The following is a 23701-nucleotide window of genomic DNA, read 5'->3' on the forward strand; positions in this document are numbered from 1 at the left end:
ATGCCGGAGTCTCCCGAGGTGCAGGCGCTCGCCGAAGAACTGGGCGCCCGCCTGAGCGGACGCGCCCTCTCCGCGGTCGACGTCATCGAGTTCCGCATCCTCAAGTCGCGCGCCCGGCAACCCTCCAGCCTCATCGGCGCGCGCGTGAGCGCGGTCGCTCGGCATGGCAAGCTCGTCGACCTGGTGTTCGAGTCCTCGGAGCACCTGGTCGTCTCCCTCGGCCGTCATGGCTGGGCGCGTTGGGCGGGTGCCGAGGTCGCCGAAGCCGAGCCGAGCACCGAGCCGAGCACCGCGCCGGGTGAAGCACCCGTCGCCCTCGCCTCCCTCGAATTCGACGACGGCAGCGTGCTCGAGCTGACGGATGCGGGCAGCTGGGTCTCGCTGGGGTGCTGGGTCGTCGATGATGCCTCCGACGTGCCTGCGGTGGCCAAGCTCGGACCCGATCCCGCCGATCCCGCCTTCGATCGAGCCCAGTTCGACGCCGCCTTCGTTGGCCGACGTAAGCAGCTCAAGGCGGTGCTGCAAGACCAGGAGTCGCTCGCCGGCATCGGCAACGCCTACTCCGACGAGATCCTGTTCGCGGCGAAGCTCTCGCCGGTGGTGCACGCGAGCGCCCTCTCTTCCGACGAACTCGACCGGCTGTTCCAGGCGACCGTCGGCGTCATCACCGGAGCGATCCAGGCGCAGCGCGGGGTGCTGATCGCGCGGCTGAAGCAGGCAAAGGTCGACGCCATGCAGGTGCACGGGCGTGCGGGTGAGGCCTGTCCGGTCTGCGGCGACACCATCCGCGACTTCTCCTTCGCGAGCACGACGGCACAGTACTGCCCGACCGATCAGACGCACGGAGAGCTGCTGCCGCTGCGCGCGGCCGGCTCCTGAGCGGCATCCGCCGCCCGGTCGTCGACTTCCTGCCAGCTCGCGCGGTGAAGCCGTCACAACGCGGCGAAGGCGGATTCTGGGGCGCCTGCGCTGTGTAGCGTGAGGAACGCCCGTCGACATTCCGTCGGAGCGTCCGCGTCCGCACCACAGCATCCAAGAACAGAATCGAGTCGAACGCCCGTGATCACCGTGCACCTGCGCTACCAGATCGACCCCCACAAGCTCGCGGAGTTCCGCGAGTACGGGCAGCGCTGGATCCGGCTGGTCGAGAAGCTCGGAGGGCAGCATCACGGCTACTTCCTGCCGAGCGAGGGCGACAGCGACGAGGCCTTCGCGCTGTTCACGTTCCCGTCGCTCGCCGAGTACGAGAAGTACCGCACCGCCGCGCTGGATGACCCGGAGTGCATCGACGCCAACCGGTTCGGCGCCGAGACGCGGTGCTTTCTCCGCTACGAGCGCCGATTCCTCACCCCGTTGTTCGAGTGAGACGGATGCCGCGCTACCGGTCGAGTGCGACCGGTTCGGGGAGTCGGGTGTCGGTCAGCTCCTGAGCGACCGCCCACAGAGACGTCGCGAGGTCGGCCCCGCGCGCCGACCGCGGTGGGGAGACACGCTTCGTCGGTCCCACGACGCCCCACTTCTCGGGCCCGTAGTAGGCGCCCTGCACGGCTGCGGGATCCGCCGCGGCGAAGAGCAGCGGCTCAGCGCCCTGCGTCACATCCTGCGAGGGCAACAGCGTGCGGTCCTCGGGAGTGCGGGTGCGAGGCGTGTCGCGACCCAGATTCGCGCCTGACACCTGGAGGTTCGTTCGCGTGTAGCCCGGGTGCGCGATCGTGCTGATCAAGGGCCAGCCGCGCTCTTCGGCCACGCGGGCGAGATGCTGCCCGAGCAGCAGGTCGGCGAGCTTCGACTGCGCGTATGCGAGGTAGGGAATGTAGCGGCGGCGGGTGTACTGCAGGTCGTCGAGATGGATGCGGCCGGTGATCGCCACCATGCTGCTCATGGTGGCGACCCGCGGCGAGGGGCCCTGAAGCAGCAGGGGCAGCAGGAAATTCGTCAGGGCGAACGGGCCGAGGAAGTTCGAGCCGAACTGCAGCTCGAACCCGTCCGCGGTCTCCATCCGCTTGGGTGGCGCCATGACACCGGCATTGTTGACGAGCACGTCGACGCCGCGTCCGTCATCGAGGATCCCGGCGGCGAATGCGCGCACGCTCGCGAGGTCGGCGAGGTCGATGTGGCGCACCTCTAGCCGCGCATCGGGCTGCGATCGCAGGATCTCGTCGCGGGCCGCGTTGCCCTTCTCGAGGGAGCGCACCGCCAGGACCACCTCGGCACCGGCGGCCGCGAGGCGTTTCGTCGCCTCGCGGCCCGTGCCGCTGTTGGCACCGGTGATCACGAATCGACGGCCATGCTGCTGCGGAACGGTGTACATGCGTCCTCCCGGTTCGAGCCTAACCGCCGCGGCGCGAGGACCGATCAGACCTGGCCGTCGGGGTGGCGGCGCTCGTCGGCCACCGCGTCATCGGCGTGCCGCGCTTCGGTGCGGGTCTCGGCATCGACATGAGGCTCTGCGTCGACATGACGATCGGCGTCGAGGTGACGCTCTGCGTCCACGTGACGATCGGCGTCGTCGCGACGGTCGGCGTCGACGTCGGGATCGAGCGTGTCGGCGTGCCGGGCGTGCTCGGCAGCCTGCGCGCGCAGTCCGTCCGCATCCTCGTTGTGGGCAGCCGACTGCTGGCTCAGCCGCTCGGCCTCGAGCTGTGCCTGACGGGCCGCGGCGTCGGCGCGCGCCGCATCCGCCTGCGCCTGCTGGGCATCGGCCGCCGCCTGCGCCGCAGCGGCCGCACGCTCGCGGGCGGCGAGGTCGGTTTCGGCGGCCTTGGTGCGCAGTTCCTCCGCCTTCTGCCGGTCGGCGGCGCGCTTGGCCTCACGTCGACGGGGTGCGGTGATGAGCACGATGGCCGCGACGATGAGGATGACGACGACGATCGCCACGATGATCCAGATCCACGTACTTGTTTCCACGGTCCAGCAACCTCTCTCAGAGTGATTCGACACCATAGACAAGCCCTGATCGCAGGCTGAATCATAGGGGTTGCATTCTTTCGTCCACTCTGGTTAGGGCGCTCTCAGGGGAGCGTCGCCGTGCCCTCCCGCCGGTGTGCGCGACGTCGGTGGCATGATGTTGCCCATGCCCGAGATGCCCGAGGTGCAGGCGCTGGTCGACTTTCTCGACGCTCGCGTCGGCGGCCTGCGATTCGAGAGCCTGCGCCTGAACTCCTACGCCGCCCTGAAGACGTTCGACCCTCAGCCCAGTGCACTCGTGGGTGCTGTGGTGCGGGCGGTACGGCGCCACGGCAAGTTCCTCGACATCGATGCGGGCGGCATCCACCTCGTCTTCCACCTCGCGCGAGCGGGCTGGTTGCGGTGGCACGAGGGGGCCCCATCGACGCCCCTGAAGCCGGGCCGCTCGCCCATCGCCCTCCGGGTCGTGTTCTCCGACGGGTCGGGCTTCGACCTCACCGAGGCGGGCACCAAGAAGTCGCTCGCCGTCTACGTCGTGCGCGAGGCGGCCGAGGTGCCGGGCGTCGCGCGGCTCGGCCCAGATCCTCTCGACGAGTCGTTCACGCTCGAGCGGTTCGCCGAGGTGCTGGCCGGTCGCCGTACGCAGATCAAGGGCGTGCTGCGCGACCAGTCGATCATCGCCGGAGTGGGCAACGCCTACTCCGACGAGATCCTGCACGCCGCCCGGATGTCGCCGTTCGCGCTCGCGGCCGGCCTCTCGGCCGACGATGTCGAGCGGCTCTTCAACGCCATGCGGGCGACGCTCGCCGAGGCGATCGAGACGGCCTCGGGCCGACCACCGGCAGAGCTGAAGGATGCCAAGCGCCGCGGCATGCAGGTGCACGGCCGGTCGGGGGAGACCTGTCCGGTCTGCGGCGACATCGTGCGCAGCGTCTACTTCGCCGACAACTCGCTGCAGTACTGCGCCACCTGCCAGACCGGAGGAAAGGTGCTCGCCGACCGGCGGCTGTCGCGGCTGCTGAAGTGACCCGCGGTCAGCGCCTCGGTTCCCCGGGTCGTGCGCCCTCCAGCCGACGGTGCGCGGCCGTGGCCAGCAGGAAGAACGCCTGCGCCTCGGCTGACGTGCCCGGCCGATCGAAGTGCGGCGCCCCGCAGACCGGACGCACGAATCCGAGGTCGTCCACGAGGGAGCGGGCCGTCTCGAGCAGCGAGACGCCGGTGTCGCGGTAGCTCGCAGGCAACCAGCCGTCGGCCACGCCGGTCAGGATGGTGAAGGCGAGCATCTGGCCGAGGTTGCCCTCGGCGAAGGTCGCCGGGTCGTCGATCACGTCGTGGAAGAGCCCGTCCGCTCGCCGGTGGGGCAGGGCCGCGTCGACGACGGCGCGCACGTGCTCGCTCCAGTGCGTGTGCAGCGGATGCTCGGGGCCGAGCATCCGAAGAGCGCGCGCGAGCCCGGCGATGACCCAGCCCGTGCCGGTTCCCCAGTGGCGCGGATGGTTCATGCGCCCCTCGTCTTCGCTCCACCGCCACCCGTAGAGACCGGCGTCGGCGTCGAACAACCGCGTGCGGTGGCCCTCGAACTGGCGCTGCGCCCCGTCCAGGTCGCCGACGAGTACGAGAAGGGGAACGACCATGTAGACGGTGTCGATCCACATCTCGCGGGAGCCCTCGATGTGGAAGAGCGTGCCGTCGTCGGCGCGCGGCGCCCCGTGCTGCAGCCAGCGCAGCTGGCGATCCAGTGCGCCCAGCAGCATCGCATCGCCGTCGCGCCGGCCGAAGAACGCGACCACCTCGCCGAGGGCGCCGGAGTTGACGATGCCGACGTCGTCGAGCTCGCCGAGCTTGCCGGCCGGGCTCTGGTGTACCACGCTGTCGCGGGCCATCCGTTCGGCGACGCCGAGCTCGCCCAGATCGAGCATCGCATGGCTGGCAACGCCCTGCTCCCAGGACTTGCGCTGCATCGCGAGCAGCGCGGCCTGCGCCCTCTCGACGGGGTCGGTCGAACGTTCCGCCACGGACTCAGGCGCCGCCGAAGGCGAACGAGAGCAGCAGCACGCAGATGAGGCCCAGCACCGAGATGATCGTCTCCATGACCGACCAGGTCTTGATGGTCTGGCCGACGGTGAGGCCGAAGTACTCCTTGACCAGCCAGAACCCGGCGTCGTTGACGTGCGAGAAGATGAGCGAGCCGGCGCCGACGGCGAGAACCACGAGGGAGAGCTGCACCGGTTCCAGCCCCGAGGCGAGCGGGGCGACGATGCCAGCGGCTGTGACGGTCGCGACCGTCGCCGAGCCGGTGGCGAGGCGGATGAGGGCGGCGATGATCCAGCCCAGCACGACGACCGAGATGCTCAGCGCCACCGCGATCTTCGCGATCGCGATGCCGGCTCCGCCGTCCACGAGCATCTGCTTGAAGCCTCCGCCGGCGCCGACGATGAACACCACGCTGACGATGGGCAGCAGGCTCTGGCCGATCTTCTTGGTCAGCACCGACGCGTTGAAGCCGACCGCCGTTCCGAACGTCAGCATCGCCACGAGCACCGAGATGAGCAGGGCCACCACCGGGTCGCCGATGAACTGCAGCGGCGGGTAGATCCAGAGGTCGGGATCCATCCAGATGTCCGAGGCCGAACGGATGAGCATGAGGGCCACCGGCAGCAGGATCGTGAAGAGGGTCAGTCCGAAGCTCGGTGTCCCCGTGGCATCGGGGTCCTGCGCCTTGCCGGTCTTCGCATCCCCTTCGGCGAGCGAACCGCTGCCGCTCGTGACGGCCAGCGCCGCACCGGATGCGCCCACGGGCACCCAGCGCGCGGCGAGCCGGCCGAAGAGCGGCCCGGCCACGATGACGCAGGGGATGGCGATGAGCAGGCCGAGCGCGAGCGTCGTGCCGACATCCGCCTTGAGCACGCCGATGGCGGCGAGCGGGCCGGGGTGCGGCGGAACGAAGCCGTGCAGAACCGACAGTCCAGCCAGCGCCGGGATGCCGAGGAGCATCGCCTTGGTCTTCGCCCTGCTGACCGCCAGCATGACGACCGGGATGAGCAGCACGAGGCCGATCTCGAAGAACAGCGGGATGCCGATGATGCCCGCGATCAGTGCCATCTTCCACGGCAGGGTCGCCGGGCGGCCGCGCAGCAGCGTCTCGACGATGCGATCCGCTCCGCCGGAATCGGCCAGCAGCTTGCCGAGCATGGCGCCGAGCGCGATGAGAACGCCGACATAGCCGAGTACCCCGCCGACGCCGAGCTCGTACGACGCCGTCACCTTGGCGAGGTCGATGCCCGAGGCGACGCCGACGAAGAGGGCGCCGATGGTCAGGGCGAGGAAGGCGTGCAGCTTGAGCCAGACGATGAGTACCACCACGATGGCGATGCCGAGCGCCGCCACGATGAGCACGATGGTGTCGTGCGCGGTCCACGGGTCATTGACCGACTCCGCAGCGCGCACGATCTCGTCGAGCATGGTCCTGGCCGTCATGGCGGCCTCCTCTCCAACCGCGCCGCAGTGCGCGACGAGCAGCGTTACGCGACGACGAGCCCCAGTCTCGCGATGATCTCCCGGGCGATCTCACGCGGGGCGGGCCCCACGTCGACCCTTTCGATGCCCTCATCGGGCGTCGGCTCCTCGAGCGTCTCGAACTGGCTGCGCACGAGCGACGGCGGCATGAAGTGACCCTGACGGGCCGCCTGGCGTTCACTGATCATCTCCTCATCGCCCTCGAGGTAGATGAAGTGGACGCCGGGTCCGGCCTGGCGCAGAAGGTCGCGGTAGGAGCGCTTGAGGGCGGAGCAGGTGATGATGCCGCTCTTGCCCAGGGCGAGCTGGCCGGCGATCCACTGCTCGACGATGCCGAGCCACGGCCAGCGATCATCGTCGGTCAGCGCTTGGCCCGAGGCCATCTTCGCCACGTTCGCCGCCGGATGCAGCGCGTCACCCTCTTCGAAGGCCCAGTGCAGCATCTCCGAGAGCAGGGCGGCGACGGTCGTCTTGCCGGAGCCGGAGACGCCCATCAGCACGACGACGACGGGCGGGGGAACGGCGCTCGCGGCCACGGCTGTCATACAGGCGAACCTACGCCGCACCGGCGAGTCGGAGCAAGGCGAGTACTTCGTCGTCGCTCGTCTGCCGGAAGTCCAGGTACTCCATGCCGACCGCCATGAAGCCGGGCGGGGTGCGCAGGCAGATGACCTCGTCGGCCTCGGTGAGAAGCGGCAGCGAGTCGGGAGCGGCGACGGGAGTCGCCAGCACGACCCGACTGGCGTCGAGGGCCCTGGCGATGCGGCAGGCAGCCCGGGCCGTCGCCCCGGTCGCGATTCCGTCGTCGACGATCAGCGCCGTCCTGCCCCTCAGACGCAGGGGTGGCCTGCCGGCCCGCAGCAGTCGAACACGGCGCTCCAGCTCGGTCCGCTCTCGTCGTTCGGTCGCCTCGAGCTGCTGGGTGCTCAGGTGCGCGCTCGCGATGACGTCGTCGTTGAGCACGCGGGCGCCGTTCTCGCCGATCGCGCCCATCGCGACCTCCTCTCGCGATGGCACGCCGAGCTTGCGCACGATGAGCACGTCGAGCGGGGCGGCGAGGGCGCTCGCGATCGGGGCGGCGACGGGAACGCCGCCGCGGGGCAGTCCGAGCACCACGGGCCGCTGCACGGGGTGTTCACAGACCAGGGCGGCGAGCAGCCGGCCGGCATCCGCCCGGTCGCGAAAACGGTCCATCATCGCCCCGCTCCTGCACCGCGTGCGACGGCATCCCGACGGCGCCGTCGCTCGTCTTCTTCGAGGGTAGCCGCCTGCTCCTGCGGGCGTCCACGACGCGGACACCGGGAGTGCGCGCGATCATGAGGATTCGTAATACACTGACGCAGGCCACCCCCGTTCAGGGTGGTCCGAATGTGCCAGTGACGGCTGCGGGTACCCGCATGACGACGGAGTGTGTGTGGGACGTCACAGCGTGAGGCGGCGACGACGCGGCCTCCTGGTGGTTGCGCTGAGCCTGGCCGTCGCGGCGGTGCTCGTCGTCACCGGAGCATTCGCCTGGACAGGGGGATGGCTGGGCGACCTGTTCTCCGACTTCTCCGGCACGGCGGATGCCGCGACTCGCTGCTCGGTGCAGAACATCGACGTGGTCGCCGACCCCGCCATCGCGCGGGCGCTGAAGAACGTGGCGCGCGATTTCGATGAGGCCCGGCACGGCTGCGTGAGCACTCGCGTGCGTGCCGAGGATTCCGCCGACACGGCATCCATCCTGGCTGCTGGCAACGACCCCCACGCCGACGTGTGGGTTCCGGACTCGCCGGCGTGGAGTGAACGCCTGGCCGCGACGGCGGCGTCGCTCGGCCGACCGACCCCCGCGGCCGCCTTCGGTCCGGCCATCGCCTCCAGTCCTCTCGTGTTCGCGGCTCCCGCGACGCAGGCGACGGAGTACGCCAAGGCGGGCGTCGGTTGGTCGGGCCTGCTGGCCGGCACGCTGCCCGCGCTGCTGCCCGATCCGGAGGGCAGTGCGGCCAGCCTCACCGCTCTCGGAGCGCTCCAGTCCCGCGCCCCTGCGGATGATCCGCGACCCCTTGCCGCAGCGATGATCGCCCTGGGCAAGACCATTCCGCGCTCCGTCGATGCCGCCCTCGCCGCGGCGGCCCAGTCGCCCACCCCGACCGCGGTCATCACCACCGAGCAGCAGGTGGTGGCGGCCAACACCGCGTCGCCGCAAGACGCGTTCCTCGCCCTGTATCCCGCGGACGGCACGGCATCCGTCGGATTCCCGTTCGTGCGCGTTCAGGGTTCCTCGACCGGGTCGAAGAAGAAGGACGCCCTCGTCGCCGCCTTTCAGACGGCGGCCAACGACGCTTCCGAGGTCTTCGCCGAGGCGGGTTTCCGCAACGGAGCCGGCGGCGGGCGATTGCGCTCAGACGGCGTACTGGCCGATCCGGTGAGTGCGCCAGGGGCAGCCGACGGCGCCGCCCAGCTCGGGCTGCTGCGTACCTGGTCGGTGCTCACCCTTCGCTCACGGATGCTCGCGCTCATCGATGTCTCCGGATCGATGGAGGAGCCGACCGAGAGCGGTCTGCGACGCATCGACATCTTCCAGCAGGCGGCAACGGGCGCGATGCAGAAGTTCTCGGGCGAGGTCGAGATGGGGGTCTGGGTCTTCTCGACCAAGCGCGCCGGTGATCAGGACTGGGAGGACCTCTCGCCCATCGCACCCCTGGGGGACGCCGCGCACTCACAGCAGATCGCCGACATCATCGCCTCACTCCCGTCGCGCCTCGGCGGCGCGACCGGCCTCTACGACACCACCCTCGCCGCCGTGGCACGGGTGCGCGAGAGCTACGACCCCACCAAGGTCAACTCGGTGCTGCTGATCACCGACGGCAAGAACGAGGACGAGGGCGGCATCTCGCTCGACGACCTGCTCGCCAAGCTCGCGGCGCAGAACGATCCGCGCAAGCCGGTTCCCGTCATCCTCATCGGCTTCGGCCCCGACACCGACCTGGACGCGATGACGAAGATCGCGAAGACGACAGGGGGAGCGGCCTACACGGCGACCCGGCCGGAAGACCTGGGCAACGTGCTCGTGGACGCCCTCTCTCAGCGAAGCTGCCGGCCGAACTGTTCCTGAACCCCGCCCGGTCTGTCAACCCTGTGGAGAAAGAAGGCGGCTCGCGTGTGCCCTGATCTAGTGTGACCCGTACAGGTCACACGAAGGGAACCCGATATGCCCACCGAGCGCACCCGACGCCTCGCTTCGCAATTCGCCGTAGATCGCGCCCAACTCGAGAATCGCCGCATCCTCGGAGACGATCTTGCGCAGCCTCGCGACGTGGAGCACTTCGCGTACTTCCCCGATTGCTCCGCACTGGATGCCGCGGCACGCCAGCTCGAGGGCGCGGGCTTCACGGGATCGATCTTCGCGGCCGGCGGCCGGTTCTCGCTCTGCGCTCGCCGCGTCGACGCCCTCGACGAGGAGAGCGTGCGCCGATTCGTGCGCGACGTCTGCGAGATCGTCGAGGCCAACGGAGGCGAGTACGACGGCTGGGGTGCTCCCGTCATCGTCGCGCGACGGCCCACCATCTCGATTCCGGACTCGCCCGCAGACATCCACTGGAGCTGAGCGGGTCCATCCGCAAAGCCGTTCGAGTCGGCTCAGGGCGCTGGTGCGCCGCCCTCGGTCGGCGTGGCCTCCGGAAGCCACCCCTCCAGTTGCTCCTCCTCGGGGGCGAGGGCGGCCTGCTCCTGTTCGCCCTCGTCGGGCGTCTTCTCGGGCTCGCGGTTCTCGGCATCCGTGCTCATGAGCTCACCATACTCAGCGCAGCCCGAGCGCTTCAGGGGCTTGCGCGTCCGCGAGCTGCTGCCCCTGCGATCAGTGGATCGCGAGCTCGTCGGGCACGTCCGCCGGCTTGCGGATGAAGAAGGCCGCGGCCACCGCGAACAGCGAGATGATCGCCCCGGCGAAGAACGCCGTGCGCACCCCGCCGGCGGCCGCCGCATCCGTCGCCACGCCCGCGCCCGTGAGCGTTGCCGTCTGCGTGGCCAGCAGCGTAACGAACAGCGCCGTTCCGGCGGCGCCCGCCACCTGCTGCACCGTTCCGATCACGGCGCTGCCGTGGGAGTACAGGTGCGGCTGGATGGAGCCGAGACCGGCCGTGAAGAGCGGCGTGAACAGCAATGCGAGGCCGACGCTCAGGATGACGTGGGCACCGAGCACCATCCACCACGGCGTCGTCTCCGAGAGCATCGTGAGTGCCCAGAGCACTGCGCTCACGATGATCGTTCCGGGCACCAGGAGCGCGCGGGGGCCGATGCGGTCGTAGAGCCGGCCCACGAGAGGAGCGAGCAGTCCCATGATGAGGCCACCGGGAAGCAGGATGGCACCGATCTGCCAGGTGGGCAGGTGAAGCACCTGCTGCATGTAGATGGGCAGCACGATGATGGTGCCGAACAGGGCGGCCATCGAGACGGCCATCATGCCGATGGCGACCGTGAAGTTGCCGGAGGTGAACACCCGCAGGTCGAGCAGGGCCCGATCACGGCGCTGGAGCAGCACTTGGCGCACAATGAAGCCGGCCAGCGCGAGCGCACCCACCCCGAGGGCGACCCACATCTGCGTCAGCGAGACGGCGGCGTCTGCGGCGCTCTCGCCGGCATCCGCTCCGATGCGGCTGAGGCCGTAGATGAGGCCGCCGAAGCCGAGCGCCGAGAGCACGATCGAGAAGGCGTCGATGGGCGCGTCGACACGCTCGCCCACGTTCTGCAGGCGGCGGAAGCCGATGAGCAGCATGAGGAGTGCGATGGGCAGCACGATCCAGAACATCCACCGCCACGACAGCACCGAGAGCACGATGCCCGAGATGATCGGCCCGATGGCCGGGGCGACCGAGATGACGATGGAGACGTTGCCCATGGTCTTGCCCCGCTGGGAGGGCGGCACCACGGTCATGAGGGTCGTCATGAGCAGCGGGAACATGATCGCCGTGCCCGATGCCTGCACGATGCGGGCGCCGAGCAGCACCTCGAAGCCCGGCGCCAGTGCGGCGAGCAGCGTTCCGGCGGAGAACAGCCCCATCGCGGTGATGAACATCGCCCGGGTGGTGAAACGCTGCAGCAGGAATCCCGTGATCGGGATGATGACGGCCATCGTGAGCATGAACGACGTCGAGAGCCACTGCGCTGAGCGCGCGTCGATGCCGAGATCGAGCTGGAGCGTCTTGATGGCCACGCTCATGATGGTCTCGTTGAGGATGACGACGAAGGTCGCCACGAGCAGTACCCAGAGCACGCCGCGTTCGCGCGTCGCCCGGGCCTCGTCGCCGGCCTCGCTCAGTGAGGCCCCGCCGGGAGAGAGGGTGTCGGTGTTGCTGTATTCGGTCACGTGCAGGATCCCCCGATCGTCGGTACCCCGACGCGCTGACGATGTGGATGAAGAGTGGAGAGTGTATTGGGAGAGAACTCGCCGAAGCAGCGCCCCATTCCCGGGCGACGACGGTTTCTTGCCGGGATTCACGATCACGCTATCGGGACGGGCCGACATGCTGATACGCCGATCGCCCGGAGCGGATGCGAACGCATCGGCGACGCTGTGGGTACAGTGTGAATCCGCGGCCACCGGTGGTCGCAGGTCGGGAGGGGAGGCAACGTGAGCCTGGTCATGGTTCCGGGGATCGGTGGGTCGGGCACCGAGCACTGGCAGAGCGTCTGGGAGCGCGGGGATGCCACGGCCATCCGCATCGCCCCGGCCGGTTGGGACGCACCCGATCTGGAGGACTGGCTGAGGGCCATCGACACGGCCGTCGCCCGCAGCGTCGAGCCGACCGTGCTCGTGGCGCACAGCCTCGGCACCCTCGCGGCGACCGAGTGGCTCCGACGTGGAGGACGAGCGGCGGGGGCGTTCCTCGTGGCCGCACCCGATGATCACGCCCCGGCTTTTCCCGCCCGCGAGGCGTCAACGTTCGTCGGCCTCACCCGCGAGCGCCTTCGGGTTCCGGCTCTTCTCGTGGCCAGCAGCGACGATCCCTATGCCTCTGTCGAGGCGTCGTCGAGCCTGGCGAGCCAGTGGGGTGCCACACTCATCGTCGCGGGACCGATCGGCCACATCAACAGTGCGAGCGGTCTCGGAGGCTGGCGTCCGGGACGCGACATGCTCACCGCGTTTGTGGCGGCCGTCTCAGCGCCCGGCGCCGACGAGCGCTTCAACCGACTCAGCGACCGCCTGGGCGACATCGCGCAGGTCGCTCTCTGACGTCGTCGTCGCCAGCGTGAACCGCACCGCTGTCTGAGCGACCAGGGGCTCGACGCCGATCGCGGTGAGTACGTGCGAGGGTTCGTCGCTGCCCGCCGCGCAGGCCGACCCGCTCGAGCACAGCACGTCCCTGCGCTCGAGCTCGAGCATCACCGCCTCGCCACTGGTTCCGGGAAAGAGGAACGACGCGCATCCGGGCAGGCGCTGCTGCGGATGCCCGCTGAGCAGGGCCGTCGGGACGGCGTTCAGCACATCGGCGATCAGACGGTCGCGCAGCGTGCTCACACGGGCGGCTGCCTCCGCGCGTTCGGCCTCGGCGAGGGCGAGAGCGGTGGCGAAGGCGACGGCACCCGCGACGTTCTCGGTGCCGCTGCGCCGCCCGCGCTCCTGTCCGCCGCCGTGCAGCACCGGCTGCAGGGGGATGCGGCCACGCACGACGAGTGCTCCCGTCCCCTTCGGCGCGCCCACCTTGTGCCCGGCGAGGGAGAGTGCGTCGACCCCGAGCGTGTCGATGTCGAGGGCCAGCCAGCCGGCGGCCTGGACCGCGTCGGTGTGGAAGGGGACTCCGGCCGCGCGAGCGAGCGCGGCGAGTTCCGCGATGGGCTGGAGGGTTCCGATCTCGTTGTTGCCGTACTGCACGCTCACCAGCGTGGTGTCGGGCCGGAGCACGGCCGCGAGCTCCTCGGGCGAGACGCGACCCGTCGCATCCGGAGCGAGCATGCTCACCTCGAAGCCGTGCTCGGTGCGCAGGTACTCCACGCTCTCGAGCACCGCCTCGTGCTCGAGTGGCGTCGTGATGATGTGCCGGCCGCGGCCAGACGCGAGGGCGATGCCCTTGACGGCGAGGTTGTCGGCCTCCGTGCCGCCGGAGGTGAACACGACGTCGCCGGCCCGCGCGCCTGTCACCCGCGCCACGGCGGCGCGCGCGGCCGCGAGGGCCTCGGCCGCGACCTCGCCGAGCCGGTGGTGGCTGGAGGCGTTGCCGAACTCGCCGGTCAGGTAGGGCCACATGGCCTCGATGGCCTCGCGCCGCACCGGGGTGCTCGCCGCATTGTCGAGGTAGATCACGGCAACGCCTGCACGACGACGTCGAGGCCGAGGTCGAGCGAGCGCACCGAGTGCGTCAGCGCGCCGACCGAGATGACGTCGACGCCGGTCTCGGCGAGAGCCCGCACGGTGTCGAGGCTGACGCCGCCACTGGCCTCCACCACGGCGCGCCCCGCGACGAGGGCGACGCCCTCGACGAGCTGTTCGGCAGTGAAGTTGTCGAGCATGATGGTGCCGACGACTCCCGAGGCCAGAACGGGCTCGATCTGGTCGATCCGATCGACCTCGACCTCGATGTGCGTCGTGTGCGAGAGGCGGGCGGCCACGGCGTGCAGCGCCTCCGTCACGCTGAGCCCGCCCGCGGTGAGCACGGCCAGGTGGTTGTCCTTCGCCATGACCGCGTCGCTCAGGGAGTGGCGGTGGTTGCGGCCGCCGCCGTCGATGACGGCCGCCCGCTCCAACGCGCGCAGCCCGGGAGTCGTCTTGCGGGTGTCGACGATGCGTGCCTGCGTTCCCTGCACGGCGGCGACGTACCGGCTCGTCAGGGTCGCGATGCCCGACATCCTCTGAACGAAGTTGAGGCCGATGCGCTCGGCCTGCAGGATGCCGCGGGCGGGCCCGCTGACCTCGGCGAGCACGTCACCCGCCTCGAAGGCGGCGCCGTCGGGCACGCGCTGCGAGAGCGCGATGCGGCCGTCCGTCAGGCGGAAGGCCGCCGCGAAGAGCGCGCTTCCGCTGAAGACGCCGGGTTCCCGCGCGACGAGGTGGGCGGTCGCGCTCGCCTCGGCGGGGATGAGGGCCTCGCTCGTGATGTCGCCCCATGGGGCGTCCTCCTCGAGAGCGGCGGAGACGATCCGGTCGATCGCGGCGGGGTTCAGCATGCGATGGCGTCCTCTCTCGCGGGCACGCGGCCGGCAAGCCCGGGGTCCGCGCTCGGGAAGTCGGCGCGGAAGTGCGCACCGCGCGACTCCTCCCGGGCGAGTGCGGCGCGCGCGACGAGTCGTGCCACGTCGAGCAGGTTGGCTGTCTCGGCGACGGCCGCCGCGCATCCCGCAGCGGTGTCGGGCCGCTCGAGCGCGTCGAGGCGCTCGACGGCGGCGCGGAGGCGATCGCCGGTGCGCAAGACGCCGACGTTCTCCCACATGATCGCCTGGATCTCGGACCGAAGGCTGCCGTGCGAGTCGGCGGAGTTCGGATGCGACGCGCCGGGTTCAGGCGCCGCGGCATCGGCGTGGCGGCCGTCGGCTCCGCTGATCGGCACCGGCGCACGAGTGGGGAGCGCCCGCACGGCCCGGTCGGCGAAGACAGCGGCCTCGAGGAGTGAGTTGGATGCCAGCCGGTTCGCACCGTGCACGCCCGTGCAGGCGCACTCACCGATCGCGAACAGACCGGCCAGGGAGGTTGCGCCGTCGAGATCGGTGGCGATGCCGCCCATCCAGTAGTGCGCCGCGGGCGAGACGGGCACCGGCGACGACGCCCAGTCGTAGCCCGCGGCGCGCGTCGCAGCGGTGATCGTGGGGAAGCGGTGCTCGAGTTCCGTGCGGCCGATGGCCGTCGCATCCAGTCGCACCGGAACACCGCCCTGTGCCGCCATCTCGACGGCGATCGCTCGCGCCACGACGTCGCGCGGGGCGAGCTCCGCGAGCGGATGCACGTCGAGCATGAAGCGCTCGCCGCGCTCGTTCACGAGCACGGCTCCTTCTCCACGGACCGCCTCGGAGACGAGCGGGGTGCCGGGGATGGCGAGAGCGGTGGGATGGAACTGCACGAACTCGAGATCGGCCAGTTGCGCTCCCGCGCGCCAGGCCGCCGCGACTCCGTCGGCGGTGGCCACCGCAGGGTTGGTCGTGTGGGCGTAGAGCTGGCCGGCGCCTCCGGTGGCGAGGATCACGGCATCGGCGAACACGTCGAACCTGGTCGGCACCTCGGCCGAGGTCGGGAGCAGGGTGGCGCCCGTGACGGCGCCCGCCGCATCCGTCAGCAGGTCGAGGAGCATCGTGTGCTCGAAGATCTGCACGGCACGCGCGCGAACGGATGCGATCAGCGCCTGCTCGATGGCGGCACCCGTCGCATCGCCGCCGGCGTGCAGCACCCGCGCACGCACGTGGGCGGCCTCCAAGCCGCGGGCCAGTGCCGCGCCGTCGGAGTCGAAGCGCACGCCGAAACGGATGAGGTCGCGAACGCGCGCCGGCCCCTCGTCCACGAGCACGCGCACGGCGTTCACGTCGCAGATGCCGTCGCCGGCCGCGAGGGTGTCGAGCATGTGGCTGTCGGTGGAGTCATCCGGAAAGAGGGCGGCCGCGATGCCGCCCTGGGCGTACGCCGTGTTGCTCGCGGCCAGCGCGCCCTTGGTCACGAGCTGGACCTCGTGGCCGGCATCCGCGGCGCGCACCGCGGCGAACAGCCCGGCGAGGCCGCTGCCGATGACGAGCACGCGCATGATCAGGCCCCCGCCAGCGCAGCCACGGGGCCGACCGGAGGCTTGGCGGCCAGCATCCGCTCGAGGGCGACGCGCGCGGGCTCCGCGACGTCGGCGGCCACGGTGATGCGGTTGACGACCTCGCCGTGCACGAGTGATTCGAGCACCCACGCGAGGTAGCCCGGGTGGATGCGGTACATCGTCGAGCAGGGGCAGATCACCGGATCGAGGCAGAAGATGGTGTGCTGGGGGTACTGGGCGGCGAGGCGCTGCACGAGGTTGATCTCGGTGCCGATCGCGAAGGTCGAGCCATCGGGAGCCGCGGCGATCGCCTTGGTGATGTAGTCGGTCGAGCCGTACTCGTCGGCCGCGTCGACGACGGCCATCGGGCACTCGGGGTGCACGATCACGCGAACGCCCGGGTGGTCGATGCGCGCCCGCGCGATCTGGTCGACGGTGAAGCGCTTGTGCACGCTGCAGAAACCGTGCCACAGGATGACGCGGGCGTCGTTGAGCGCAGCCGCGTCGTTGCCGCCGAGGGGGCGGCGCGGGTTCCACATCGGCATCCGCTCGAGCGGAACGCCCATGGCCTTGGCCGTGTTGCGGCCGAGGTGCTGGTCGGGGAAGAACAGCACCCGCTGACCGCGTTCGAAGGCCCACTCGAGCACCGTCTCGGCGTTCGAGGAGGTGCAGACGATGCCGCCGTGCTCTCCGCAGAAGCCCTTGAGCGCCGCGGACGAGTTCATGTAGGTGACGGGGATGACCGGAACCCGGCCCTCGGCATCCGGCTCGGTCCCGTAGAGGTCCTCCAGCGCCTCCCAGCACTCCTGCACGGAGTCGATGTCGGCCATGTCGGCCATCGAGCAGCCCGCGGCGAGGTTCGGCAGGATGACCGCCTGCTCGGGCGCGGAGAGCACGTCGGCGGTCTCGGCCATGAAGTGCACGCCGCAGAAGATGATCGCCTCGGCGTCCGGCTTCGCCTGTGCCGCCTTGGCGAGCTGGAAGGAGTCCCCGACGAAGTCGGCGTACTGCACGACCTCGTCGCGCTGGTAGAAGTGCCCCAGAATGACGGCCCGGTCACCGAGCGTCTTCTTGGCCGCGCGGATGCGCACGTCGAGCTCGAGTCCGGATGCCGCGCGGTACTCCCGCGGCAGCTCGCCCTGGCGCGGCGACCCGACCGGAATCACGTCGCCCATCGACGAACCCGGCCCATAGCCCGGCGCGCCGCGATCGAACTCCCACGGGCCCTTCGCGAGCTCGGGCGTGCACGTGCTGCCCGTCGACGTTCCGCCCTCGACCGATCGGATGACGAAGTCGACGGAGGCGGGCACGGGGCGGGTCTCGATGATGCTCACTGCTGTTCTCCTGTTCGGGTGACGCGTTCGCGGCCGAGGGGTCCCCGGTCGGCGAGGTCGACGGATGCCTCGTAGCGGTAGAGCCGCGCGGGGCGGTGGCGGGTGCCGGACTGCAGCTCGCCGGTCGGCACGACGGTTCCCGACGCCTCGACCGTGCGACGGAAGTTCGCGGGGTCCAGGGTGCGCTGCAGCACGGCTTCGTGCACCTCGCGCAGTTCGGCCAGCGTGAACGTCTCACCGAGGAAGGCGTGGGCGATGCGGGCGTACTCGACCTTCGTGCGCAGCCGCCAGAGCGCGTACTCGACGATGCGATTGTGATCGAAGGCCAGGGCGGGCAGCTGGTCGGCGGCGAACCAGCGCACGTTCTCGCCGACGGCGGCGCGCTCCGCCTCGGAGGACTGCACGAGTGCCCAGTACACGACCGAGATCACGCGGCGGCCGGGGGAGCGGCCGAGGTCGCCGAAGGTGTACAGCTGCTCGAGGTAGGTGGGCGCCAGCCCCGTTGTCTCGCCGAGCGTGCGGGCGGCGGCGGTCACGAGCTCCTCATCGGTGGGCAGCCACCCGCCCGGAAGCGCCCAGAGGTTCTGCTGCGGCTGACGGATGCGGCGCACGAGCGGCGTCCAGAGCGTCATCCGGCCGGTGGCCTCGTCAGGTCGGAGCGCGAAGATGACCGTCGAGACAGCGAGGGCCGCACCCGTGCCGGCTTCGGGTGCCCGTTCAGGCCCCGTCTGCGCTGCGCTCATGCTCGCGATCCGATCGTTCAGCCGAGTAATGGTCATGATGACCGTAACTCGAGGCTCACCTTACAGTCAATCCGACCAGAACTCCAAACCGAGGGCGTGTCGGTTACACCGCGGAGAGGGGTTGCGCCAGGCCTCCCGCCGTGGGGCCGAATGCACTTGAATGGTGGGAGAGCCTGGGGCCGGTCCCGGGCGACGGCAGAGCGGGTGATGTGATGGCCGACTGGACTCCAGAGGAACTGCAGAAGATCGGTGCGGCGGAAGAGATCGGCATCGCCTCTCGACGCGCCGACGGATCGCTGCGTCCATACGTCACCATCTGGGCGGTCAGGGCGGGCGACGAGCTCTACGTCCGTTCCGCCTACGGCTCGGACAACCCGTGGTACCGTCGCGCGCTCGCCAGCGGGCGGGGCAGCATCCGCGCCGCGGGAGTGGAACGCGACGTCGAGTTCGCGGATGCCGAGGACGCCGCCCAGGACGACATCGACGCGGCGTACCACGCCAAGTACGACCGGCACGGTCCGCGCATCGTGGGGACGGTCGTCGGTGAGAAGTCGCACGGCGTGACCCTGAGGCTGGTGCCCGTCGACGCGTCCTGAGGCCGTCGGGGTGCCGCTAGACTGGCCCCACAATCTCATATCGGGCCATCGACGCCTTGCGGGAGAGCCGGTTCGCCGGCACCGACGGAGCAAGCCTCCCCGCCAATCTCTCAGGTCACCACACCGCAAAGACGAGGCCACTCTGAAAAGCGGATGCCTGCCGTACAGGGCATCCCGCCGACGGTGAAAGCTCCCCGCGACGAACGCGAAGCGAAACTCTCAGGCAGAAACGACAGAGGGGGAGTTCCCAGCGGTCTCGACCGCGCCGCTTGCGCATCCCTGGAGAACTCGTGTCCGACCGACTCAGCCCCCTGCACCAGACGCACGTCGATGCCGGCGCGAGCTTCACCGACTTCGCCGGCTGGCAGATGCCGGTGCGCTACTCGAGCGATCTCGCCGAGCACCACGCCGTGCGCACCCACGCGGGCCTCTTCGACCTGTCCCACATGGGGGAGATCCTCGTGGTCGGGCCCGAGGCTGCCGCCTCGCTCGACTACGCGCTCGCCGGCGCGCTCTCGGCCATCGAGATCGGCCAGGCGAAGTACACCCTGCTGCTGGGTCGCGAGGGCGGCGTGCTCGATGACCTCGTGGTCTACCGCACCGGCGAGGACCGCTACCTCGTGGTCGCGAACGCCTCCAACCGCGAACTCGTGGCCGAGGAGCTGCGCGATCGCACAGCGCCGTTCGAGGCCGACGTGCAGGACGAGAGCGATGAGATCGCGCTCATCGCTCTCCAGGGGCCCGAGGCCCTCGACATCCTGCAGCAGACCCCTGGATTCGGAGTGCAGGGCCCTGGCAACGACGCCGACGACTTCATCGCGGCCGTCGCCGCGCTGCGCTACTACCGCTGCATCGCCGCGGAGTTCGAGGGTGGCCCGGTGCTCGTTGCCCGCACCGGCTACACCGGCGAGGACGGCTTCGAGATCTACGTCGGCGTCGCGCGTGCCGCGCGCATCTGGCGGGCACTGCAGGAGACCGGCGGCCCCCGCGTGGTGCCGGCCGGCCTGGCCAGCCGCGACACCCTTCGACTCGAGGCCGGGATGCCGTTGTACGGACATGAGCTGGGAACCGACATCCATCCCGCCCAAGCCGGCCTCGGCCGGGTCGTGGCCCTCGCCAAGAAGGGCGATTTCGTCGGCAGATCGGCCGCCGAGGCCGGCCCCGACGGGGACGCGCCCGTGCTCGTCGGCCTCGCGGCGGAGGGCCGCCGCGCGGGCAGGGCCGGCTACGACGTCTACGCGACCCCGGCTGCCGAGGGCGACGATGAGCCGCCAGCCGGAATCGTGACGAGCGGAGCGCTCTCGCCGACACTCGGGCATCCGATCGCCATGGCCTATGTTCACCCCGACCTGGCTGCCGAGGGCACGGAGCTCTACATCGACGTGCGCGGGACCCGCATCCCCGCCAGAGTCGTGCCCCTTCCCTTCTACAAGCGCCAGAAGTAAACCCCCCTCGAGAGGACGCAGCACGTGGCTGACAAGACCGAACTGAAGTACACCGCCGAGCACGAGTGGGTGCTCGTCGAGGGGGAGATCGCCACCATCGGCATCACCGCCTACGCAGCCGACAAGCTCGGCGACGTCGTGTTCGTCGACCTGCCGAGCGTCGGCACCGAGATCTCGGGTGGCACCGTCGTCGGCGAGATCGAGTCCACGAAATCGGTCGGAGAGCTGTTCGCGCCGGTCGACGGTGAGGTCACCGAGACCAACGATGCGGTCACGGCGAGCCCGGAACTGCTGAACAGCGACCCCTTCGGCGAGGGCTGGCTCGTCAAGGTGCGGTTCACCGAGCTGCCCCCGCTGCTCTCGTTCGACGAGTACTCGGCGATCGTCGGCGGAGAGTAAGGCACGATGACGCTCACCGACCTGCACCGTCCAACGACCGCGGCTTCCACCGGCGCCTTCGGCGGGGGCACGTTCGCCGCCGACGCCTTCGGTCGCCGTCACATCGGCGTCGGTCCCGATGCCCAGCGCGTGATGCTCGATGCGCTCGGCTACGACTCGCTCGATGAGCTGCTCGCCGCCGCCGTGCCCGCGTCGATCCAGATCGGGCAGCACCTGGACTCGGTGATCCCGCCCGCCGCGACCGAGCGCCAGGCACTGCAAGAGCTGCGCGGGATCGCCGCGCAGAACACGGTGCGCACCTCGCTCATCGGCCTGGGCTACTACGGCACGCTGACCCCGTCCGTCATCACCCGCAACGTGCTCGAGAACCCGAGCTGGTACACCGCCTACACGCCCTACCAGCCCGAGATCTCGCAGGGCCGGCTCGAGGCCCTGATCAACTTCCAGACCATGGTCACCGACCTCACGGGCCTCGCTACCGCCAACGCCTCCATGCTCGACGAGGGAACGGCCGTCGTCGAGGGGATGCTGCTGGCCCGCCGCGCCTCCAAGAGCGCAGCGAACCGGTTCATCGTCGACACCGACGCCTTTCCGCAGACGCTCGCACTGCTGAGCTCGCGCGCGGCCGCCGTCGGAATCGAACTCGTGCCCGCGCCGCTCGCCGACCTCGACCCCGCGGGCATCGCCGCACTCGGCGACCACTTCGGCGTGTTCGTGCAGTACCCCTCCGCGTCAGGCCGGGTGTGGAGTCCCGCCGACGTCGTCGCTGCGACGAAGGCGCAGGGCGGCCTGGCGGTCGTCGCCGCGGACCTGCTCGCCCTCGCACTGATCACGAGCCCCGGGGAGTTCGGCGCCGACGTCGCCGTAGGCACCAGCCAGCGCTTCGGCGTTCCCATGGGATTCGGCGGCCCGCACGCCGGCTACATGGCGGTGCGCTCTGGGCTCGAGCGTCAGCTGCCCGGACGGCTCGTCGGGGTCTCGCAGGATGCCGACGGCCACCCGGCCTACCGCCTCAGCCTGCAGGCGCGCGAGCAGCACATCCGCCGCGAGAAGGCCACCTCGAACATCTGCACCGCGCAGGTGCTCCTCGCCGTGATGGCCTCGATGTACGCGGTCTACCACGGCCCGCACGGCATCCGTCACATCGCCACCATGGTGGCTGCCCGCGCCGAGGCGCTCGCCGAAGCGCTGCGCGGCTATGACCTGCACCTTTCTCACGAGCGGTTCTTCGACACCCTGCGCGTGCAGGTTCCCGGATCGGCCGCGCTCGTGGTCGAGCGGGCGCGCCTGCTCGGCTACAACATGCTGCTCGTCGACGATGCCATGGTGGGCGTCTCGGTCGACGAGACGACGACGGATGCCGACCTCGAGCGCATCGCGTCGGCGTTCGGGCTGCCGGTGGAGGGGGAGTACTCGGTTCGCGCCGACCCTGCGGTGAACTCCCTGCCCGACGAGCTGCGCCGCACGAGCGGCTACCTGGGGCACCCGGTGTTCAACAGCCACCACTCCGAGACCGCGATGATGCGCTACCTGAAGCAGCTCGCCGACCGGGACTACGCGCTGGATCGCGGCATGATCCCGCTCGGCTCCTGCACCATGAAGCTCAACGCCGCCACCGAGATGGTGGCGGTGACGTGGCCGGAGTTCGCCGACCTGCACCCGTTCGCCCCCGAGGCCGACGTGCTGGGCTCGCTCGGCATGATCGAGCAGCTCGAGAGCTGGCTGGCCGAGGTGACCGGCTATGACTCCGTCTCACTGCAGCCCAACGCCGGCAGCCAGGGCGAGCTCGCGGGACTGCTCGCCATCCGCGGCTACCACGCCTCCAACGGGGAGGACGAGCGCACCGTCTGCCTGATCCCCTCGAGCGCCCACGGCACCAACGCCGCCTCCGCGGTGCTCGCGGGCATGAAGGTCGTCGTGGTCGCCTGCGACGAGCTCGGCAACGTCGACCTCGATGACCTGCGGGCGAAGATCGCCGCTCACGCCGAGACCCTCGCCGCGCTCATGATCACCTATCCCTCGACCCACGGCGTGTACGAGCACGAGGTGCTCGCCATCACGCAGGCCGTGCACGACGCCGGCGGACAGGTCTACGTCGACGGCGCCAATCTGAACGCACTGCTCGGCTTCGCGCGGTTCGGTGACTTCGGCGGCGACGTCTCGCACCTGAACCTGCACAAGACCTTCTGCATCCCGCACGGCGGCGGCGGCCCCGGCGTCGGCCCCGTCGCGGCGAAGGCGCACCTTGCGCCGTTCCTGCCCGGGCATCCGCTCGCCCAGCGTGCCGACCACGTCTCGCGCGGAGCCGACCCCGTCGTGCACGCCGGCGGACCGATCTCCGCGGCTCCGTACGGTTCCCCGTCCATCCTGCCGATCTCGTGGGCCTACGTGCGCATGATGGGGGCGGAGGGGCTCAAGCAGGCCACGGGCGCTGCTGTGCTCTCGGCCAACTACATCGCCGTCCGGCTGCGCGAGCACTATCCGGTGCTCTACACCGGGGACAACGGGCTCGTGGCGCACGAGTGCATCATCGATGTGCGCCCGCTGACCGCGGCGACCGGCGTGAGCGTCGACGACGTGGCCAAGCGCCTGATCGACTACGGCTTCCACGCACCGACCATGTCGTTCCCCGTCGCGGGAACGCTCATGGTGGAGCCGACCGAGAGCGAGGACCTCGACGAGATCGACCGCTTCATCGAGGCGATGATCATGATCAAGGCCGAGGCGGATGCGGTCGGCCGGGGCGAGTGGCCGGCCGATGACAACCCGCTGCGGAACGCGCCGCACACGGCACGTTCGGCGATCGTGGGGGAGTGGGAGCATCCGTACACCCGGGAGCAGGCGGTCTATCCGGTGCACGCTCTCATCCGCACCAAGTACTGGGCCCCGGTACGCCGCATCGACCAGGCGTACGGCGACCGCAACCTGGTGTGCGCGTGCCCTCCGCCCGAGGCGTTCGCCGACTGATCGCCCGGGGCGATTCCGGTAGCATTCCGGCCCCTCCCGGCGTAGCGTTGCGATCGGCGCAGGGTTGCGATCGGCGCAGCGCTGCCTCGCCTGCGG

Annotated in this window: 23 protein-coding genes and 1 riboswitch; of the genes, 10 read left to right on the plus strand and 13 right to left on the minus strand. The window is 70.4% G+C overall.

Annotation, left to right across the window (positions count from 1 at the left end; all coding sequences use genetic code 11):
- Together WDJ51_RS07995 and WDJ51_RS08000 are read left to right on the plus strand one after the other, a co-directional pair.
- A complete protein-coding gene (locus WDJ51_RS07995) occupies window positions 1-879 on the plus strand; it encodes a DNA-formamidopyrimidine glycosylase family protein (RefSeq protein ID WP_337851912.1) in 879 nt (292 codons plus the stop codon).
- Between the two features lie 180 nt (window positions 880-1059).
- Window positions 1060-1365 carry an NIPSNAP family protein gene (locus WDJ51_RS08000; RefSeq protein WP_337851913.1) on the plus strand — a complete coding sequence of 102 codons (306 nt, stop codon included), beginning with the start codon at window positions 1060-1062 and terminating at the stop codon, window positions 1363-1365.
- Window positions 1366-1378: 13 nt separating this feature from the next.
- Here the strand turns inward: WDJ51_RS08000 and WDJ51_RS08005 are convergent, their stop codons facing one another.
- Window positions 1379-2311 (minus strand): SDR family oxidoreductase, encoded by a 933-nt coding sequence (locus WDJ51_RS08005; protein ID WP_337851914.1) that lies wholly within the window; start codon window positions 2309-2311, stop codon window positions 1379-1381.
- A 44-nt stretch (window positions 2312-2355) separates the two neighbouring features.
- Window positions 2356-2907 (minus strand): hypothetical protein, encoded by a 552-nt coding sequence (locus tag WDJ51_RS08010; protein WP_337851915.1) that lies wholly within the window; start codon window positions 2905-2907, stop codon window positions 2356-2358.
- Window positions 2908-3073: 166 nt separating this feature from the next.
- Here WDJ51_RS08010 and WDJ51_RS08015 point away from each other — a divergent pair, with 166 nt between their 5' ends.
- Window positions 3074-3934, plus strand: coding sequence for an Fpg/Nei family DNA glycosylase (locus WDJ51_RS08015; RefSeq protein WP_337851916.1), 861 nt, complete (start codon window positions 3074-3076; stop codon window positions 3932-3934).
- Between the two features lie 7 nt (window positions 3935-3941).
- On the opposite strand, the gene WDJ51_RS08020 is transcribed toward WDJ51_RS08015, so the two are convergent.
- From WDJ51_RS08020 to WDJ51_RS08035, 4 genes are read right to left on the minus strand one after another with little or no spacing between them, the layout of a single operon-like run.
- Complete coding sequence (locus WDJ51_RS08020) at window positions 3942-4922, minus strand: glycoside hydrolase family 88 protein (RefSeq protein WP_337851917.1); 981 nt, start codon at window positions 4920-4922, stop codon at window positions 3942-3944.
- Between the two features lie 4 nt (window positions 4923-4926).
- Window positions 4927-6384, minus strand: coding sequence for a GntT/GntP/DsdX family permease (locus WDJ51_RS08025; protein WP_337851918.1), 1458 nt, complete (start codon window positions 6382-6384; stop codon window positions 4927-4929).
- 44 nt (window positions 6385-6428) lie between these two features.
- Window positions 6429-6968: a gluconokinase gene (locus WDJ51_RS08030; protein WP_337851919.1), complete on the minus strand. Its 540-nt coding sequence runs from the start codon at window positions 6966-6968 to the stop codon at window positions 6429-6431.
- A gap of 10 nt (window positions 6969-6978) precedes the next feature.
- Complete coding sequence (locus WDJ51_RS08035; RefSeq protein WP_337851920.1) at window positions 6979-7620, minus strand: phosphoribosyltransferase; 642 nt, start codon at window positions 7618-7620, stop codon at window positions 6979-6981.
- A 259-nt stretch (window positions 7621-7879) separates the two neighbouring features.
- Between WDJ51_RS08035 and WDJ51_RS08040 the strand changes: the two genes are divergently transcribed.
- Together WDJ51_RS08040 and WDJ51_RS08045 are read left to right on the plus strand one after the other, a co-directional pair.
- Entirely contained in the window at window positions 7880-9517 is a 1638-nt protein-coding gene (locus tag WDJ51_RS08040) for a VWA domain-containing protein (RefSeq protein ID WP_337851921.1), read from the plus strand.
- Window positions 9518-9613: 96 nt separating this feature from the next.
- Complete coding sequence (locus WDJ51_RS08045) at window positions 9614-10009, plus strand: ribonuclease E inhibitor RraB (protein ID WP_337851922.1); 396 nt, start codon at window positions 9614-9616, stop codon at window positions 10007-10009.
- A gap of 32 nt (window positions 10010-10041) precedes the next feature.
- Here the strand turns inward: WDJ51_RS08045 and WDJ51_RS08050 are convergent, their stop codons facing one another.
- On the minus strand, window positions 10042-10188 hold the full coding sequence (locus WDJ51_RS08050; RefSeq protein WP_337851923.1) for a hypothetical protein: 147 nt from the start codon (window positions 10186-10188) through the stop codon (window positions 10042-10044).
- A gap of 70 nt (window positions 10189-10258) precedes the next feature.
- Entirely contained in the window at window positions 10259-11767 is a 1509-nt protein-coding gene (locus WDJ51_RS08055; protein WP_443218470.1) for a DHA2 family efflux MFS transporter permease subunit, read from the minus strand.
- A 264-nt stretch (window positions 11768-12031) separates the two neighbouring features.
- Here WDJ51_RS08055 and WDJ51_RS08060 point away from each other — a divergent pair, with 264 nt between their 5' ends.
- Window positions 12032-12634, plus strand: a complete 603-nt coding sequence (locus WDJ51_RS08060; RefSeq protein ID WP_337851924.1) for an RBBP9/YdeN family alpha/beta hydrolase — start codon at window positions 12032-12034, stop codon at window positions 12632-12634.
- Here WDJ51_RS08060 and WDJ51_RS08065 read toward each other — a convergent pair.
- Genes WDJ51_RS08065 through WDJ51_RS08085 form a run of 5 tightly spaced genes read right to left on the minus strand, consistent with a single transcriptional unit; the run spans window position 12560 to window position 18198 of the window.
- Entirely contained in the window at window positions 12560-13702 is a 1143-nt protein-coding gene (locus WDJ51_RS08065; RefSeq protein WP_337851925.1) for a cysteine desulfurase family protein, read from the minus strand. The two genes, WDJ51_RS08060 and WDJ51_RS08065, sit on opposite strands and share 75 nt — an antisense overlap.
- A complete protein-coding gene (nadC, locus tag WDJ51_RS08070; RefSeq protein ID WP_337851926.1) occupies window positions 13699-14562 on the minus strand; it encodes a carboxylating nicotinate-nucleotide diphosphorylase in 864 nt (287 codons plus the stop codon). Before nadC ends, WDJ51_RS08065 begins: the two co-directional genes overlap by 4 nt.
- Complete coding sequence (nadB, locus tag WDJ51_RS08075; protein ID WP_337851927.1) at window positions 14556-16121, minus strand: L-aspartate oxidase; 1566 nt, start codon at window positions 16119-16121, stop codon at window positions 14556-14558. Before nadB ends, nadC begins: the two co-directional genes overlap by 7 nt.
- A gap of 2 nt (window positions 16122-16123) precedes the next feature.
- Window positions 16124-17455: a quinolinate synthase NadA gene (gene nadA / locus WDJ51_RS08080; protein WP_443218471.1), complete on the minus strand. Its 1332-nt coding sequence runs from the start codon at window positions 17453-17455 to the stop codon at window positions 16124-16126.
- Window positions 17452-18198: an NUDIX hydrolase gene (locus WDJ51_RS08085; RefSeq protein WP_337851928.1), complete on the minus strand. Its 747-nt coding sequence runs from the start codon at window positions 18196-18198 to the stop codon at window positions 17452-17454. The genes nadA and WDJ51_RS08085 overlap by 4 nt, the downstream gene beginning before the upstream one ends.
- A 212-nt stretch (window positions 18199-18410) precedes the next feature.
- Here WDJ51_RS08085 and WDJ51_RS08090 point away from each other — a divergent pair, with 212 nt between their 5' ends.
- The 4 genes from WDJ51_RS08090 (at window position 18411) to gcvP (ending at window position 23605) form a co-directional block, all read left to right on the plus strand.
- Window positions 18411-18794, plus strand: a complete 384-nt coding sequence (locus tag WDJ51_RS08090; RefSeq protein ID WP_337851929.1) for a DUF2255 family protein — start codon at window positions 18411-18413, stop codon at window positions 18792-18794.
- 49 nt (window positions 18795-18843) lie between these two features.
- A riboswitch (glycine riboswitch) is annotated at window positions 18844-18930 on the plus strand.
- Window positions 18931-19084: 154 nt separating this feature from the next.
- Window positions 19085-20239 (plus strand): glycine cleavage system aminomethyltransferase GcvT, encoded by a 1155-nt coding sequence (gcvT, locus tag WDJ51_RS08095; RefSeq protein WP_337851930.1) that lies wholly within the window; start codon window positions 19085-19087, stop codon window positions 20237-20239.
- A 24-nt stretch (window positions 20240-20263) separates the two neighbouring features.
- Window positions 20264-20638, plus strand: coding sequence for a glycine cleavage system protein GcvH (gcvH, locus tag WDJ51_RS08100; RefSeq protein WP_337851931.1), 375 nt, complete (start codon window positions 20264-20266; stop codon window positions 20636-20638).
- A gap of 6 nt (window positions 20639-20644) precedes the next feature.
- Window positions 20645-23605, plus strand: coding sequence for an aminomethyl-transferring glycine dehydrogenase (gene gcvP / locus WDJ51_RS08105; protein ID WP_337851932.1), 2961 nt, complete (start codon window positions 20645-20647; stop codon window positions 23603-23605).
- Window positions 23606-23701 lie beyond the last annotated feature (96 nt).

The organism is Rathayibacter sp. YIM 133350, assembly GCF_037404875.1.
Taxonomy (GTDB): domain Bacteria; phylum Actinomycetota; class Actinomycetes; order Actinomycetales; family Microbacteriaceae; genus Orlajensenia.